Raw genomic sequence first — 16,298 nt, 5'->3', positions numbered from 1 at the left:
AGCTCGCGCCTTCGGCCTCACGGTCACTCCTGGGTGCCCGGGAGGTCCCCGTCCCGGCGGCGTAACGCGACCCGTCCCGGCGTGTAACACGCCCGACGCACGCTGGGCGGTATGCAGACCTCCGTGACGCCCGCCCACTGCCCGTACTGCGCCCTGCAGTGCGGGATGAACCTCACGCCCGAGCAGAACGGGGGCGTCACGGTGGTCGAGCGCCCCGACTTCCCGGTGAACCGGGGCGCGCTGTGCGGCAAGGGCCGTACGGCACCGGAGCTGCTCTCGTCCCGGGTCCGGCTGACCTCCCCGCTGGTCCGGAACGCGGGCGTCCTTACGCCCGCGACCTGGGAAGAGGCCCTCGACCGGATCGCCGAGGGGCTGGCCCGCACGCGCACGGAGCATGGCCCGGACGCGTGCGGGGTCTTCGGCGGGGGCGGACTGACGAACGAGAAGGCGTACGCCCTCGGAAAGTTCGCCCGGGTCGTCCTCGGCACCTCGCAGATCGACTACAACGGACGCTTCTGCATGTCGTCCGCGGCGGCCGGCGGCATCAAGGCCTTCGGCCTCGACCGCGGCCTGCCGTTCCCCCTGGAGGACATCCCCAGGACCGGGTGCGTGATCCTCGTCGGCTCCAACCTCGCCGAGACGATGCCGCCCGCACTGCGCTACCTCACCGAGCTGAAGGAGAACGGCGGCACGCTGATCGTCATCGACCCGCGCCGCACCCGTACGGCCGAGCAGGCGGACCTGCACCTCGCGCCCCGGCCGGGCACCGATCTCGCCCTGGCGCTGGGCCTGCTGCACCTGATCGTGGCCGAGGGGCGCACGGACGAGGCGTACATCCAGGAACGTACGAGCGGGTGGGAGGAGGCGCGGGCGGCGGCGATGGCGCACTGGCCGGAGTACGTGGAGCGGATCACCGGTGTTCCCGTGCCTCAACTCCGGGAAACCGTACGGCTGTTCTGCGAGCCCGAGAACGCCATGGTGCTCACGGCGCGCGGGCCCGAGCAGCAGTCCAAGGGGACGGACACGGTCGGGGCATGGATCAACCTGTGCCTGGCGACCGGGCGTTCGGGGCGGCCACGGTCCGGCTACGGCTGCCTGACCGGGCAGGGCAACGGACAGGGCGGACGCGAACACGGCCAGAAGGCCGACCAGTTGCCCGGCTACCGCAAGCTCACCGATCCCGCCGCGCGCCGCCACGTCGCCGAGGTGTGGGGCGTCGACCCGGACTCGCTGCCCGGCCCGGGACGCAGCGCCTACGAACTCCTCGACGCCCTCGGCACGGACATCCGGTCACTGCTCCTGATGGGCTCGAACCCGGTGGTGTCCGCGCCCCACGCCGCACACATCGAGAAGCGCATCAGGTCGCTGGACTTCCTGGCGGTCGCGGACGTCGTCCTCTCCGAGACGGCGGCCCTCGCGGACGTCGTCCTGCCCGTCACCCAGTGGGCCGAGGAGACCGGCACGACCACCAACCTGGAGGGCCGCGTCCTGCTGCGCCGCCGCGCGATCACCCCGCCCTCCGGCGTACGCAGCGATCTCGACGTCCTGCACGAACTGGCCGCCCGGCTCGGCGTGGAGAAGGGCTTCCCCACGGACCCGGAGGAGGTCTTCGACGAGCTGCGCCGGGCGAGCGCCGGCGGGCCCGCGGACTACTCGGGGATCACCTACCGGCGGCTCGCGGAGGAGAACGGGGTGTTCTGGCCGTGCCCGGCACCCGCCGCCGACTGCGAGGACGCCTCGCTGGACGTCCTTCCGGACGACCCGGCCGAGGACACCGGCTCGGACGTCGCCGCGGCCGGGGCGCACCCCGGTACGCCCCGCCTCTTCCTCGACCGGTTCGCCACCGAGGACGGCCGGGCGCGTTTCGTCCCGGTCTCCCACCGGCCGTCCGCCGAGGAGCCGGACGACGAGTACCCGGTGCTGCTGACCACCGGGCGCGTGGTCGCGCAGTACCAGTCCGGCGCGCAGACCCGCCGCGTCGACGAGCTCAACGCCGCCGCGCCCGGCCCCTTCGTGGAGATGCACCCGCGCCTGGCGCAGCGACTGGGCGCCGTGGACGGCGCGGACGTGGCCGTCGTGTCGCGTCGGGGCCGCGCCGTTGCCCCCGCGCGGATCACCACCTCCATCCGCCCCGACACCGTCTTCATGCCGTTCCACTGGCCGGGCGAGGGCAGGGCCAACACGCTGACCAACCCGGCCCTCGACCCGACGTCCCGCATGCCGGAGTTCAAGACGTGCGCGGTACGGCTGGAGACGGTGAACTAGCCTTCGATGCCCTGGTGGTCCCCGCTCCGGCATGTTCTTGCATGAAAGCGTCCGGCTCGGCACCCGGGCATGGCCGCCGTGGCCGAGTGCGCCGAGTGCGCCGAGGGGACGACGTCATGACGCAGGACCACAGCCACCGCTGAGGCCACTGCGGACTCACCGTCGACTTCTGCCGCTGGTCGACCTCACGCTGCTCGGTGACGGCAGCGGCTGGTCGGGGCCGTCCATCACCGGTACGGCACTCGGCCCGCGCCTGAAGCACCGCGCCCACCACGCCGCGTACGGCGACGGCCAGTCGCACCCCACCGTCGAACTCCACGACCCGGACAGCGGGTTGAGAGTCTTCGCGGAGTACGTGTCGCCCGAGGACGAGGCCGTTCGGGCCGATACGGGGGCCGGGGCTCCCGTACACCTCAGCGGCGCCCCCGCCAGTCCCCGCCCACGACGAGTTCGCCACGCGCCCGCAGCCGCGCGGCGACGGCGGGCGCGGCCACGTACACCCAGGCCCGCACGACGGCGCCGTCCGCGCGGACCACGTCCCGGACCACCCGCTCGTACAGGTTGCGGCGGCCGCCCGGCACGTACTCCTCCAACCGGTCCAGCGCACCGAGCAGTTCCTCGTACGCCGTGGGCAGCGCGGTCACCAACTCGCCGTGGACCACGCCACCGGCCTCCTCGACGGCGTACGGGTAGCCGGGTCCGTCGTACAGCACCGCGCCCCTCAGCCGCCCGGGCTCCTCGGAGGCGGTGCGCCCGCGCAGGAAGAGGTCGTGGTTGTGCTCGCCGGGGCGCAGGGTCCCGTAGACGAAGAAGGGCAGGGTCACTCGGCGGTCTCCTCCTCGACCCACCGCAGATAGTCGGCGCTCCCCCGCACGACCGGTGTCGCGATGATCTCGGGGGTGTCGTAGTCGTGGGCCTCGCGGAGGTACGACTCGAGCGCGTCGTAGCGGGCGCCGGTGGTCTTGAAGAGCACCTGCCACTCGCCGGCGGTCTCCACGGCTCCCTTCCAGCGGTACACGGATGTCACGGGCCCCGAGATCTGGGCGCAGGCCGCGACCCGGTCCCGCACCGCGCCCCGCGCGAGCGCTTCCGCCTTCTCCGCGGCATCCGTCGTGGTCAGCACGGTCAGCCAGTCGCCGGTGGCCATGATGTCGATCTCCTTCCGCGGGGCTCCGGGGCCTTCGCAGAAACGATTCTCGCTCCCCTGGACACCCACACACACCCACACACGTCCACCAGAACGCGCTATGGACATGACATGTCATGCCCCCTTAACTCTCAGTCAGCACATCCCAGCCACCGCCCCAGCGACACCCCCCATGCACCCCACGCACCCCCACGCACCCCCGCACCCCTACGCACCCCCACGCCCCCACGCCCTCCGAGGCGCCTTCCCAAGGAGACCGATGAGTCGAATACGGCACATCCGAGGTTCCCGTCTCGCGGCGGCCGGCGTGGCCGCCACCGCCGCCACGCTGCTGGCCACCGCGCTCTCCCCCGTCGCCGTCGCGAACGACAGACCGTCCCGGGCCACCGCGATCGACAACGCGGCATCGGCGCTGGTGGACCTGGCCGCCCAGCTGGGCCTGACCTCCGCGCAGGGCACCACCGTCCGGGACGTCGTCGTCGACGCGGACGGCACCCAGCACGTCCGCTACGACCGCACGTACCGCCAACTCCCGGTCCTGGGCGGCGACTTCGTCGTCCACCTGGCTCCGAACGGCTCCTTCCGCAGCGCCGACCGCGCCACCAGGAGCCCCCTCTCGCTCTCCACCGTCACGCCCGCGCTCGCCGCACCGAAGGCCGCCGACCTCGCGGTGAACGCGCTGCGCGCCGCGAACCTCGGCGAGACGCTGAAGAAGATAACGGCCAAGCCACAGCTGGTCGTCGACGCCCTGCACGGCGCACCGAAGCTGGCCTGGCGCACTCAGGTCGTGGCGCAGGACACGCTGGGCAACCCGGTCGCGCGCATGGTGCTCACGGATGCCCGCACAGGCACGCAGATCGACGCCTGGGACAGCATCGAGACGGCGACGGGCGACGGCAAGTCGCTCTACGGCGGCACGGTTCCGCTGGAAACGACCCTGTCCGGGTCGACGTACCAGCTCAAGGATCCCACCCGCGGCAACACGTACACGGGCGACGCCGCGAACAAGACGGACCTCTGCATCTTCGGGATCTGCATCAGCCGCGCCCCCGCGACCCTGTTCACGGACACGGACAACCACTGGGGCACCGGGACCACGGCGGACCGCTCCACCGCCGCGGTCGACGCCCAGTACGGCACCAACGAGACCTGGGACTACTACCGGAACGTCCACGGCCGCAGCGGCATCGCGGGCGACGGCAAGGGCTCGTACAACCGCGTCCACTACGGCACCAACTACAACAACGCCTTCTGGGACGACAGCTGCTTCTGCATGACGTACGGCGACGGTGACGGTACGACGCTCGGCCCGCTCGTCGGCCTCGACGTGGCGGGCCACGAGATGTCGCACGGCGTGACGTCGAAGACGGCGGCGCTGACCTACTCCGGCGAGTCAGGCGGCCTGAACGAGGCGACGTCCGACATCTTCGGCACCCTCGTCGAGTTCTACGCGAACAACTCCTCCGACCCCGGCGACTACCTGATCGGCGAGAAGATCGTCCGCTCCGGCTTCGGAAAGACGGCCCTCCGCTTCATGGACAAGCCGTCCAAGGACGGCAACTCGGCGGACTGCTGGAGCAGTTCGGTCGGCAACCTCGACGTCCACTACTCCTCCGGCGTCGCGAACCACTTCGCCTACCTCCTCGCCGAGGGCAGCGGCGCGAAGACCAAGGACGGCGTCAGCTACGACTCTCCCACCTGCAACGGCTCGACGGTCAGCGGTATCGGCCACGAGAAGCTGGGCAAGATCTGGTACCGCGCCCTGACCGTCTACATGACGTCCTCGACGAACTACGCGGCCGCCCGGACGGCGACCCTGAACGCGGCGAAGGACCTCTACGGCGCAGGCAGCACGGAGTACAACGCGGTGGCAGCAGCGTGGACCGCGGTCGCGGTGACCTGACCGCCCCCCCGCCCCCTCCGCCTGAACAAGGGACCCGCACAACTGGCACATTTCGGCGCCCGGCCGTCCTCAGAGCGCCTGGTCACAGCCCCCAGCCCCACCGATGACCCGCCGAAATGTGCCACTCCCCGTCGTTATCGTTCAGTCGGCGGAGCGGAGGTCCGTGACTAGGCGGAAGCGTTCGAGGACGGTCGGAGTCGTGTCGTCGACCGTGAAGGCGGGGTCGTCCATCGCGGCGCGCATCTCGGGGCTGTGCCAGAACTTCTCGTGGTTCGCCCGCCATTCGGCCACGTCGGCGTCACCCTCGCCCTCGTCGAAGACGTGGGCGAGGTCCACCTCCGCGAGCGGGACGACGCGGAGGGAGGTCGTCTCGATGACCGCGACCGGGCGATCGTCCGAGTCGACGACGACCGAACGGCTCCCGACCTCCGGCAGGGGATCGCCCTCGTGCTCGTAGTCGGCGACGAGCCCCGTCGTGGAGGTCTTCGAGCCGTCGAGGATCGCGGCGACGAGGCGGTCGCGCAGGGAGCCGGGGAAGCCGAACTCGGCCTTGCGCAGGGACGCGAGGTCCGCGTTCGGGGTGTCGGCGTGAGAGTCGGAGGTCATCCGGGAACCGTAGCGGTCCAGCCCGCGTGGGTCACGACGGTGCCGGCTTGCGGGCCGGCAAGCACAGCTGCTGCCTCCGCTGCCCCGCAGTCGCCCCCGACCCACCCACCGGCCCCCCTGCGAAGGGGCCCTAACCCCCGTACGGCCGCACCCCCCGCCCCTCCCGCAGCACCCGTGCCCACCACACCAGCTGGTCGAGCATCACCTTTACCGCGGCGGCGGGGGCGACGGTGTCGTGCGGGCGGCCCGCCTCGTCGAAGGTGGCCCGGGCGCCGTGGAAGGAGACCGTGTCGCGGATGGTGACGGCGTGCAGTTCGGCGAAGACCTGGCGGAGGTGTTCGCTGGCGCGGAGGCCTCCGGAGACGCCGCCGTAGGAGACCAGGGCGACCGGCTTGGCGCGCCATTCGCTGTAGTGCCAGTCGATCAGGTTCTTCAGGCCGGCCGGGAAGGAGTGGTTGTACTCGGGGGTGAGGACGACGAACGCGTCGGCGGCGGCCAGCTTCGGCGTGACCTCGGCGAGTGCGGCGGTCGCCTCGGGCGAGCGGGCGAAGGTCATGGGGAGGGCGATCTCGCCGACGTCCACGACCTCGGGCGCGAGGTCGTCACGCCCGCGCACCTCCCCCAGCAGCCACTCGGCGACGACGGGACCGAAGCGGCCCTCACGGTTGCTGCCCACGAGGACGACGACCCGTATCGGAGCCTCAGGCGCCGGGGATCCTTCGGACGCCGAGGACGCCGAGGACGCCGAGGACGCCGAGGGCGCCGAGGACTCTTCGGACGCCGAGGACTCTTCGGACGGCCTTACAGGGGCGGAGATTTCATCAGCGGTGGTCTTCATGCGCCACAGCCTCATACCTCGACCATCCTTGAGGTCAAGCCCGTCCCGCCGCACCCCGGTCACCCGTTCACACGCGCCCCCCGCACCCTTCGGGTTCTCCTTCGCGCCGAACCACCCGCACGCCGGTGACCTGCTGGAACGGTCCGACGACGGCTCACCCCGATCCCCCGTCTGACACCCGTTCACATCAATCCTGACGTTCCATCAGGAAGCGGGCGCGCCCAAGTGCCACTTACCTCGGTAAGGCAGGGGCACGACCGACGCAGCGGCACATGGGGGTGCCGCGGGCCGCGCCCCCTCGGAGGAGCACCACGATGCGACGTACCGCCAGACGTCTCGCCAGACGGATCGCCAGGCGTACGGCCGAACGTCTCGCCCGGCCGCTGACCGGTACCGCACTCGCCGTCGCCGCCGCGGCCCTCGCCGCAGGACCCGCGTACGCCGCCGACACAGGCGCAGGCACCGGAAGCCACACCCTCGAGGTGTACCCCTCCACCGTCGTCCCCGGCGGCGAGGTCTCGGTGAACACCGCGGCCTGCGGCGCGGACGGCACGGCGACGGGCGACGCCAGCGCGGTGGGCGCGGGCACGTTCACGCTGGCGCCCAGCACGCACCGGGAGGACGCGATCGGCCAGTTCAAGGTGCCGCCGAGCGCGCAGCCGGGGACGTACGAGATCGTCGTGAAGTGCTCCGAGGGCGACACGCAGGTCACGGGCGACCTGATGGTGACGCTGACTTCCACGAAGGAGCAGGTGCACCCGAGAGGAAGTGTGAAGACGGGGGTCGGCGGCGCACTCGGCCGCGACCCCGTGCAGACCGCGGCGGGAGTGGCGGCGCTGGCCGTCGCCGCCGCGGGCGGTACCTGGCTCCTGCATCGCCGGGCGAGAGGCGACGGGATCTGACGGACACCCTCCGCTGTCCGTCCACCGGTACCGCCGTCCCCTCCCCCTCCGGGTCCGACGCCCCTCGCGGCCCGGAGGGGGCGCGGGACACAGAGAACGCAGGAGGTGCGCGTGCGCAGGTTCGGGAACCTCGCCATAGGGTCCGTCACCGTGGTCGCCCTCTGCACCGGCGCATGGCTGCTGCGCAGCGGCGCCGAGTGGCACGCACCACCACAGCCGTCGGCCGCGCAGGCCGCGTCGCCGGGCTCCACCGCCGCACGTTCCGCGGCCACCGCGCTCCCGCCCTCCCCGCCCGACCGCATCCGCATCCCGTCCATCCACGTGAACGCCCCGCTGACCGGCCTCGGCCTGACCCCGACCGGCAGCCTCGACGTCCCGCCCGCCGCGAAGAAGAACCTCGCGGGCTGGTACGAGGCCGGCACCACCCCCGGTGAGCGGGGTACGGCCGTCGTCGCGGGACACGTCGACAACGCCGAGGGCCCCGCCGTCTTCTACGACCTCGGGGCCCTGAAGAAGGGCAGCACGATCGAGGTGGAGCGGCGCGACGGCGGCACGGCCCGCTTCTCCGTCGACGCGGTCGAGGTCTACGACGCCCGGCACTTCCCCGACGAGAAGGTGTACGGGGCGGCCCGCCGCCCCGAGCTGCGCGTGATCACGTGCGGCGGCGGCTACTCGAAGTCGACCGGCTACCAGGGGAACGTGGTCGTCTTCGCCCACCTGACGGGCAGCAACCGCTGAACCGCCCCCTCAGGCCACCCACTGGTTGTACGCAAGGTTCGCCACCAGGGCGAACACCACCGTCAGCAGCACGACCCGGACGAACCCGCTGCCCTTCTTCAGCGCGGTGCGCGCGCCCACCATGCCGCCGACCAGGTTGAAGACGGCCATCAGCGCGGCGAGCTGCCAGAACACCGTGCCCTTCCAGGCGAAGGTCGCGAGGGCGCCGGCGTTGGTGCAGCAGTTGACGATCTTGGCGGTGGCGGAGGCGGTCACCAGGTCCAGGTGGAGGAGCGCGGTCAGCGCGAGCACCAGGAACGTACCCGTGCCGGGGCCGATGAGCCCGTCGTAGAAACCGATGCCGAGGCCCGCGAGCCCGATCGCGGCGAGAACGCGGCGCGCGGAGACGGGCTCGGTCGAGGGGGCGGTGCCGAAGGCGGGGCGCAGGATCACGAAGGCGCCGACGCCGAGCAGCACGACCATGACGACCGGCTTCAGTACGTCGGTGCTCAGGCCCGCGGCCACGAACGCGCCGGCGGTGGAGCCGGCGAGCGCCGCGAGCCCGATCCGTACGGCGGTCCCCACGTCGACTTTGGTCTTGCGCGCGTACGTCACGGCGGCGCCCGAGGTGCCGACGATGGCCACGGCCTTGTTGGTGCCGAGGGCGTAGGTCGCGGCGGTGCCGCCGGGCAGCCCGAGCAGCAGCACGGGAAGCAGCAGCAGCCCGCCGCCGCCCACCACGGCATCGATCCAGCCGGCCGCGAGCGCGGCGACGCACAGCAGAACGACCATGGTCAGCGATATGTCGGGCATGATCGCGACCCTATGGACGGGATAGCTGCCCCGTCCACGTACCTCGTGATCCTTGAGGGACTTCTGAGGTTCAGCCCACGGTCTCCGTGGCCCCGGCACCCCCCGCACTCAGCCCGCGGCCTCCGTCGCCTCCAGATACCGCAGCACCGCCAGCACCCGCCGGTTCCCGGTCTCCGACGGCGGCAGGTCGAGCTTGGTGAAGATGTTGGCGATGTGCTTCTCGACGGCCCGCTCGGAGACGGTGAAGCCCGCGGCGATGCCATGGTTCGTGCGGCCCTCGGCCATCAGCGCGAGCACCTCGCGCTCGCGCGAGGTGAGCGTGTCCAGGGCGCCGGCGCGACGGCCGGCGCCGAAGAGCTGTGCGACGACCTCGGGGTCGAGGGCCGTACCGCCTGCGGCGACCCGCTCCATGGCGTCCACGAACTCGCCGATGTCGACGACCCGTTCCTTCAGCAGATAGCCGAACCCGGCGGGATCGCCGAGCAGTTGGGCGGCGTACGCGGTCTCCACGTACTGCGAGAAGATCAGCACCCCGACGCCGGGGTGGTCCTGCCGCAGCCGTACGGCCGCCCGGACGCCCTCGTCGGTCTGGGTGGGCGGCAGCCTGATGTCGACGACGGCGATGTCCGGGCCGTGCTCGGCGACGGCGGCGAGCAGCGCCTCCGCGTCCCCGACGGCCGCCGCGACCTGCACGCCGCGCAGCTGGAGGAGCTGGACGAGCCCGTCGCGCAGCAGGGCCGAGTCCTCGGCGATGACGACGCGCACTGCGGCTCCCGTGATCAGTGGGTCAGTAGGGCAGTCGGACGGTGACCACCGTAGGCCCTCCGGGCGGGCTGTCGCAGGTGAGCGTGCCGTCGACGGTGCGGACCCGGGTGAGCAGCCCGGCGAGCCCCGAGCCGGCGCCGATGACCGCGCCGCCGCGCCCGTCGTCGCGGACGGACAGCCGCAGCAGCCCGTCCTGGGCGGTCACCTCCACCGTGGCCAGGGACGCTCCGCTGTGTTTCGTCGCGTTGGCGAGGAGTTCGGCGGCGCAGAAGTAGGCGATCGACTCGACGGCGGGGCTCGGGCGGCTGCCGATGTCGGCGGTGACCTCGACGGGGAGGGCGCTGTCGGCGGCGAGTGTGGCGAGGGCGGTGTCGAGGCCCTGGTCGAGTACGGGCGGGTGGATGCCCTTGACCAGGTGGCGCAGGTCGGAGATGGCCTGGGTGGCGTTGCCCCGCGCGGTGTCGACGACGGTGAGGAGGCGGTCGGGTTCGGCGCCGGCGGTGATCAGCTCACGGATCATGGTGAGGTGCATGGCGAGGCCGACGAGCCGGGCCTGTGTTCCGTCGTGCAGGTCGCGTTCGATGCGGCGCAGGGTGGCGGCGGCGTCGTCGACCGCCTGGGCGCGGGTCTCCTCCAGGGTGCGGATACGGCGGTCGGCGGCGTCGGGGCCGAGCAGGGCGGTGAGCAGCATGCGGTGCGGGGTGAGGGCTCCCCGCAGCAGCCAGGAGGCGGTGGCCAGGAGCAGCAGGCCGAGGGTGACGGGGATCAGCCAGCGCGGCCAGGTGTCGACCTGGAACCCGAAGAACTCCAGGGAGATGTGCCGCTCGGTGCCGTCGGCCGCGCGCACCGTGTTGTAGTTCCATCTTTTGAGCAGCGGGTGCAGGGTGAGCAGCACACCGTAGGCGTAGCCGACGACGACGGCGACGTACGCGAGGACGCCGGTGAAGGGTGTCGTCAGTGCGCAGGCGACCGCGCGCCGGCCGCTGCGGTCGGCGAGGACGGCACGCCGCCAGCCGAGCAGTCCGGTCCCTGCGTGCCGCTCCGGCTCCTCGATCTCCCACCCCAGCAGCACGCGCGCGAGGGCGCGTTGGAGCCTGCCCATCGCAAGCGCTCCGCGCACGGTGACCGCGATCAGCCAGGGCCCCAGCGTGGTCACCGACAGGACCCCGCCGACCAGCAGCCCTGCCAGGGTCAGGGAGAACCCGGCCAGGGCGAGCGGAAAGGCGAGCACTCCGTACAGGAGCGCCGCGAGGGCCTTCCGCCCGAAGGGGAAGGCCACGAGTGCGCGAAGGCGGTGCATGTCATCAACCTAAGAGAGACGGTCCGGGAGATTCCCGGGAGAGACGGCCTACGAGAGGAGCGCCGCTGCGAGGCGCCCCTGCACCGCCGCCATCCCCCGCCCCACCCACGGCATGATCAGCAGGAAGCCGATGCCGCCGACGACGGCGTGGAAGGCCCATGCGCCCGCGAAGGTGGGGCCGCCCCAGGCGCCGGAGTAGTCGGAGCCGGCGCGCAGCGGCCAGCCGAGGTTCATGGGGACGATGGACCAGCCGTAGCCGGTGACGGCCAGCACCAGGAGGTTGAGGGGTGCCGCGGCCACCGCGTGCAGCAGCCCTCGCGCTTTCCCCTCGACCTCCACGCCCAGGAACCGCCGCACCAGCCGGCGCTGCCACCGGCCGCCCGTACGGCCCACGAGACCGAGTGGGACGCACACCACACTCACCGGCAGTGCGAGCAGTGCGTACGCGACCCGGCGCCACGTCGCGGCGGTGAAGGGTTCGCGGACCAGCCGCCAGGCACGCAGGGATGCGGTGTCGTCGATCGGGAGGTTCCGGACGGTCGCCATGGTGTGGCCCCCTGGGCATGAGCTGGTGGAATCCGACCTCTCCAGGGTTCCGTCCGCGCGGGCCGTACACGATGGTGCCTGCACGGAAGCCGCCGGTTCGGTTAACCCCACCCCCTCACCCCCGGCCTGCCTCACAGCACGCCCCCGGCGCGTGCTCCGAACCCTCACACCCCCGTCGCGCTTCCGCTGAGGGCAGCGTTCCCCGTGGGAAACAGACGTGATGCGACCGGGTAACACCGGCAACGCACGCTGCGGTACATGACCTCGAATACGCGTGTGGTGGTGATCGGCGCCGGGCTCGCGGGCGTACGTCTCGCCCGGCGACTCGGTGAGCTCGGCGTGCCAGCGCTGCTGGTCGGCGAGGAGGAGCACCGCCCGTACAACCGGGTTCTGCTCGCCGAAGTGCTTGCCGGCCGCTACGCCCCCGAGGTGATCGCGCTGCCGACGCCCGCGGGGCTGACCCGCGCCCGGGTCAGCGGTATCGACCGCGCCGAGCGCCGGGTGACCTGCGCGGACGGTTCGGTGATCGCATACGACACGCTCGTGCTGGCCACCGGCTCGAACCCGGTACTTCCGCCGCTGCGCGGCCTGTTCACGACCGACGGGGCCGAACTGCCCGAGGGTGTCCACGCGTTCCGCACCATGGACGACTGCCTGGGTCTGTCGAAGGCCGTACGGCCGGGGATGCGGGCGGTCGTCATCGGCGGCGGGCTCCTCGGTGTGTCGGCCGCCCGTGCGCTCGCCCAGCGCGGCGCGCAGGTCGTCCTCGCCCAGCAGTCCGAGCGACTGATGGAGCGTCAACTCGACCCCGGTGCCTCCGGCCTGGTGCTGCGGCACCTGGAGGAGCTGGGCGTCGAGGTGCACACGGAGTGCCGGGTGCGCGATGTGCGCTGCGTCGGCGGCGCGGTCCGCTCGGTCGAGATGTCCGACGGGTACGCCCTCGACGCGGACCTGGTGGTCCTCGCCTGCGGGGTCCACCCGCGTGTGGGCCTCGCGCAGATCGCCGGCCTCGACGTCCGCAAGGGCGTCGTGGTGGACGACGAACTCCGTACGTCCGACCCGCACATCCGGGCGATCGGGGACTGCGCGCAGCACGCCGACACGGTCTACGGTCTGGCGACTCCCGCCCTCGAACAGGCCGACGTACTGGCCGAGTTGCTGGCGAGCGAGGCCGGACGCTCCGCGAACGCCTCCGCCCGCTACACCGGAACCCGTTCCCTGACCCGGCTCACCCTGGCCGGCCAGGACTTCCTGGATCTCGCCGCCTTCGGCGAGCCCACCCCGCGCCCCGGCGACGACGTCATTCAGCTCGCCGACGCCACGCGCGGCACCTACCGCAAGGTCGTCGTCCGCGACGACCGCCTGGTCGGCGGCGTACTCGTCGGCGAACTCGGCACCGTCGGCGCGCTCGCGCGCGCCTGGGAGGGAGCGGAGCCGCTCCCCTCCGACGGCGGCCCCCTGCTCCACCTGCTCACCAACGATGGAGGCTCCTGATGACCACGACCGCAATTGTTGGGGACCTGCCCCGCCCCACGATCGTGCTCGTCGGCCATGGCATGGTCGGCCAGCGCTTCCTCGAAGCGCTCGCGGAGCGCGGCATGACCGCCACGCACCGTGTGGTCGTGCTGTGCGAGGAGCCGCGTCCCGCATACGACCGAGTGCACCTCACCTCGTACTTCTCGGGCACGACGCCCGAGGAACTCTCCATGACGGACATGGAGTTCATCAAGGAGCACGGGATCGAGCTGTACGTCGGCGACCCGGCGGAGGCCATCGACCGCGAGGCCCGCAGGGTAACGGCCCGCTCCGGTCTGGCAGTCGACTACGACGTCCTCGTCCTGGCCACCGGCTCCTACCCGTTCGTCCCGCCCGTCCCGAACAAGGACGCCGAGGGCTGCTTCGTCTACCGCACGATCGAGGACCTCCTCGCGATCGAGGAGTACGCGAAGGCGAAGGCGACGACCGGCGCGGTGGTCGGCGGCGGTCTGCTGGGCCTGGAGGCGGCGGGCGCGCTGAAGGGACTCGGACTCACCTCCCACATCGTGGAGTTCGCGCCCCGGCTGATGCCGGTCCAGGTCGACGAGGGCGGCGGAGCCGCGCTCCTGCGCACCATCGAGAACATGGGCCTGAGCGTCCACACCGGCGTGGGCACGCAGGAGATCGTCGTCGGCGAGGACGGCGCGGTCACCGGCATGAAGCTGTCCGACGGCTCCGAACTCGCCACCGACCTGGTGGTGTTCAGCGCCGGCGTCCGTCCCCGCGACCAACTGGCCCGCGAGTCCGGTCTGACGGTCGGCGAGCGCGGCGGCATCACCGTCGACGAGCAGTGCCGCACGGTGAACGACCCGCACGTCTTCGCCATCGGCGAGTGCGCGCTGGCCGCCGACGGCCGGGTGTACGGCCTGGTGGCTCCCGGTTACGAGCAGGCCCAGACGGCCGCCGCGACGATCGCCGCCGACGAAGCGTCCTTCACGGGCGCCGACCTCTCCACCAAGCTGAAGCTGCTCGGCGTCGACGTGGCGTCCTTCGGCGACGCGCACGGCACCGCCGAGGACTGCCTGGACGTCGTCTACTCCGACTCCCGCTCCGGCCTGTACAAGAAGCTGGTCATCGGCCGCGACGGCACGCTGCTCGGCGGCATCCTGGTCGGCGACGCGGAGGCGTACGGCACGCTGCGCGCGTTCACCGGATCGATCCCGCCGGTCTCCCCCGAGTCGCTGGTCCTGCCGGCCGGCGCCGGGGAGTCCGTCCAGCTCGGCCCGTCCGCCCTCCCGGACGAGGCGATCATCTGCTCCTGCCACAACGTCACCAAGGGCACGGTCCGCGGCGCGGTCACCGACCACCAGTGCACGACCGTGCCCGAGGTCAAGAAGTGCACCAAGGCCGGTACCGGCTGCGGCAGTTGTGTCAAGGTGCTCGGCCAGCTCGTCACCGCCGAACTGGAGGCGAGCGGCGTCGAGGTCGACAAGGGCCTGTGCGGCTGCTTCTCGCAGACCCGCGAGGAGCTGTACGAGATCGTCCTCGCCCTGCGCATCAACACCTACCGCCAGCTGCTGGACCGGTACGGCCGGGACAACGCGCGCGGCGGCGACGGCTGCGAGGTCTGCAAGCCCGCCGTCGGCTCGATCATCGCCTCCCTCGCCCCGACGATCGGCGCGAGCGGTTACGTCCTGGAGGGCGAGCAGGCGGCTCTGCAGGACAGCAACGACCACTTCCTCGCCAACCTGCAGAAGAACGGCTCGTACTCGATCGTGCCGCGTATCCCGGGCGGCGAGATCACCCCCGAGAAGCTCATCGTGATCGGTGAGGTGGCCCGCGACTTCGGCCTCTACACGAAGATCACCGGTGGCCAGCGCATCGACCTCTTCGGGGCGCGCGTCGAGCAACTCCCGCTGATCTGGGCGAGGTTGGTGGACGCCGGCTTCGAGTCCGGGCACGCGTACGGCAAGGCGCTGCGCACGGTGAAGTCCTGCGTGGGCCAGACCTGGTGCCGCTACGGCGTCCAGGACTCGGTCCGCATGGCGATCGACCTGGAGCTGCGCTACCGGGGTCTCAGGTCCCCGCACAAGCTCAAGTCGGCCGTCTCCGGGTGCGCCCGCGAGTGCGCGGAGGCCCAGTCGAAGGACTTCGGCATCATCGCCACCGCCAACGGCTGGAACCTGTACGTCGGCGGTAACGGCGGCGCGACCCCGCGCCACGCGGACCTGCTCGCGCAGGACCTGTCCGACGCCGAACTGGTCCGGCTGATCGACCGGTTCCTGATGTTCTACATCCGTACGGCGGACCGGCTGGAGCGCACCTCGACCTGGCTGGAGCGGATCCCGGGCGGCCTGGACCACGTGCGCGAGGTGGTCGTGGAGGACTCGCTCGGCATCTGCGAGGAACTGGAATCCCTGATGAGCGCGCATGTCGCCGCCTACCGCGACGAGTGGGCCGAGACCATCAACGACCCCGAGAAGCTCGCCCGGTTCGTGTCCTTCGTGAACGCCCCGGACACCCCCGACCCGGTCGTCGGCTTCGTCCCCGAGCGCGACCAGATCAAGCCCGACCTGCCGCTGCTGACCATCGGCCACCGCCCCCTGGAAGGAAGCGCCCAGCGATGACTCTGGCACCCGAGACGACTGCCCTGAAGGTCCAACTCCAGTTGGAGGACGGCTGGCTGACGGTCTGTGACCTCACCCAGCTGATCCCCGGCCGCGGAGTGGCCGCCCTCCTCCCGGACGGCCGCCAGGTCGCCGTGTTCCTCGACAGCGCGGGCCTGATCCACGCGATCGACAACCGCGACCCGTTCGGTGGCGCCGCCGTCCTCTCCCGCGGCCTGACCGGCACCCACCAGGGCCGCCCGTTCGTCGCCTCCCCGCTCCTCAAGCAGCGCTTCGACCTGGAGTCGGGGCAGTGCCTGGACGACGAGACGGTGCGCGTCGCCACGTACAAGGTCCAGGCTTCGTAGCGTCGCCGCCCGACACCTCCACTTGACCGATCGTTCCAGAAATATC

The 16,298-nt window shown here is 71.9% G+C and carries 15 protein-coding genes; 7 read left to right on the top strand and 8 right to left on the bottom strand.

All coding sequences use genetic code 11. From position 1 onward, the window contains the following. The first annotated feature begins 111 nt into the window (after nucleotides 1–111). A complete protein-coding gene (locus AB5J56_RS30335) occupies nucleotides 112–2,265 on the top strand; it encodes a molybdopterin oxidoreductase family protein (RefSeq protein ID WP_369237041.1) in 2,154 nt (717 codons plus the stop codon). A gap of 413 nt (nucleotides 2,266–2,678) precedes the next feature. Here the strand turns inward: AB5J56_RS30335 and AB5J56_RS30330 are convergent, their stop codons facing one another. Continuing rightward, a complete protein-coding gene (locus tag AB5J56_RS30330) occupies nucleotides 2,679–3,089 on the bottom strand; it encodes a gamma-glutamylcyclotransferase family protein (protein ID WP_369237039.1) in 411 nt (136 codons plus the stop codon). After that, nucleotides 3,086–3,412, bottom strand: coding sequence for a divalent-cation tolerance protein CutA (cutA, locus tag AB5J56_RS30325; protein WP_369237037.1), 327 nt, complete (start codon nucleotides 3,410–3,412; stop codon nucleotides 3,086–3,088). The genes AB5J56_RS30330 and cutA overlap by 4 nt, the downstream gene beginning before the upstream one ends. Before the next feature lie 259 nt (nucleotides 3,413–3,671). On the opposite strand from cutA, the gene AB5J56_RS30320 reads away from it, so the two are divergent. Beyond that, nucleotides 3,672–5,315, top strand: coding sequence for a M4 family metallopeptidase (locus AB5J56_RS30320; protein ID WP_369237035.1), 1,644 nt, complete (start codon nucleotides 3,672–3,674; stop codon nucleotides 5,313–5,315). Between the two features lie 141 nt (nucleotides 5,316–5,456). Here AB5J56_RS30320 and AB5J56_RS30315 read toward each other — a convergent pair whose 3' ends face one another. Together AB5J56_RS30315 and AB5J56_RS30310 are read right to left on the bottom strand one after the other, a co-directional pair. Then, the gene (locus tag AB5J56_RS30315; RefSeq protein ID WP_369237033.1) at nucleotides 5,457–5,921 is read right to left on the bottom strand and encodes an ASCH domain-containing protein; all 465 of its coding nucleotides are present in this window, start codon (nucleotides 5,919–5,921) and stop codon (nucleotides 5,457–5,459) included. Nucleotides 5,922–6,051: 130 nt separating this feature from the next. Then, a complete protein-coding gene (locus AB5J56_RS30310; protein WP_369237031.1) occupies nucleotides 6,052–6,759 on the bottom strand; it encodes an NADPH-dependent FMN reductase in 708 nt (235 codons plus the stop codon). Nucleotides 6,760–7,073: 314 nt separating this feature from the next. Here AB5J56_RS30310 and AB5J56_RS30305 point away from each other — a divergent pair, with 314 nt between their 5' ends. Together AB5J56_RS30305 and AB5J56_RS30300 are read left to right on the top strand one after the other, a co-directional pair. Continuing rightward, nucleotides 7,074–7,661, top strand: a complete 588-nt coding sequence (locus AB5J56_RS30305; RefSeq protein ID WP_369237029.1) for a hypothetical protein — start codon at nucleotides 7,074–7,076, stop codon at nucleotides 7,659–7,661. A 105-nt stretch (nucleotides 7,662–7,766) separates the two neighbouring features. Beyond that, nucleotides 7,767–8,399: a class F sortase gene (locus AB5J56_RS30300; protein ID WP_369237027.1), complete on the top strand. Its 633-nt coding sequence runs from the start codon at nucleotides 7,767–7,769 to the stop codon at nucleotides 8,397–8,399. Nucleotides 8,400–8,408: 9 nt separating this feature from the next. On the opposite strand, the gene AB5J56_RS30295 is transcribed toward AB5J56_RS30300, so the two are convergent. From AB5J56_RS30295 to AB5J56_RS30280, 4 genes are all read right to left on the bottom strand, one after another. Then, nucleotides 8,409–9,191, bottom strand: coding sequence for a sulfite exporter TauE/SafE family protein (locus AB5J56_RS30295; protein ID WP_369237025.1), 783 nt, complete (start codon nucleotides 9,189–9,191; stop codon nucleotides 8,409–8,411). Nucleotides 9,192–9,299: 108 nt separating this feature from the next. After that, entirely contained in the window at nucleotides 9,300–9,956 is a 657-nt protein-coding gene (locus AB5J56_RS30290) for a response regulator (RefSeq protein WP_369237023.1), read from the bottom strand. A gap of 22 nt (nucleotides 9,957–9,978) precedes the next feature. Beyond that, a complete protein-coding gene (locus AB5J56_RS30285) occupies nucleotides 9,979–11,256 on the bottom strand; it encodes a sensor histidine kinase (RefSeq protein ID WP_369237021.1) in 1,278 nt (425 codons plus the stop codon). 48 nt (nucleotides 11,257–11,304) lie between these two features. Beyond that, entirely contained in the window at nucleotides 11,305–11,802 is a 498-nt protein-coding gene (locus tag AB5J56_RS30280) for a hypothetical protein (protein WP_369237019.1), read from the bottom strand. A gap of 258 nt (nucleotides 11,803–12,060) precedes the next feature. Between AB5J56_RS30280 and AB5J56_RS30275 the strand changes: the two genes are divergently transcribed. From AB5J56_RS30275 to nirD, 3 genes are read left to right on the top strand one after another with little or no spacing between them, the layout of a single operon-like run. Then, on the top strand, nucleotides 12,061–13,296 hold the full coding sequence (locus tag AB5J56_RS30275) for an NAD(P)/FAD-dependent oxidoreductase (protein WP_369237017.1): 1,236 nt from the start codon (nucleotides 12,061–12,063) through the stop codon (nucleotides 13,294–13,296). Further along, entirely contained in the window at nucleotides 13,296–15,905 is a 2,610-nt protein-coding gene (gene nirB, locus AB5J56_RS30270; protein ID WP_369237015.1) for a nitrite reductase large subunit NirB, read from the top strand. Before AB5J56_RS30275 ends, nirB begins: the two co-directional genes overlap by 1 nt. Then, the gene (gene nirD / locus AB5J56_RS30265) at nucleotides 15,902–16,252 is read left to right on the top strand and encodes a nitrite reductase small subunit NirD (protein WP_369237013.1); all 351 of its coding nucleotides are present in this window, start codon (nucleotides 15,902–15,904) and stop codon (nucleotides 16,250–16,252) included. The genes nirB and nirD overlap by 4 nt, the downstream gene beginning before the upstream one ends. The last annotated feature ends 46 nt before the right edge of the window (nucleotides 16,253–16,298 follow it).

This window comes from Streptomyces sp. R21, from assembly GCF_041051975.1.
Classification (GTDB): Bacteria; Actinomycetota; Actinomycetes; order Streptomycetales; family Streptomycetaceae; genus Streptomyces.
Note: the sequence above shows the minus strand (reverse complement) of the source record. Positions and strands in the feature narration are given on the sequence as shown.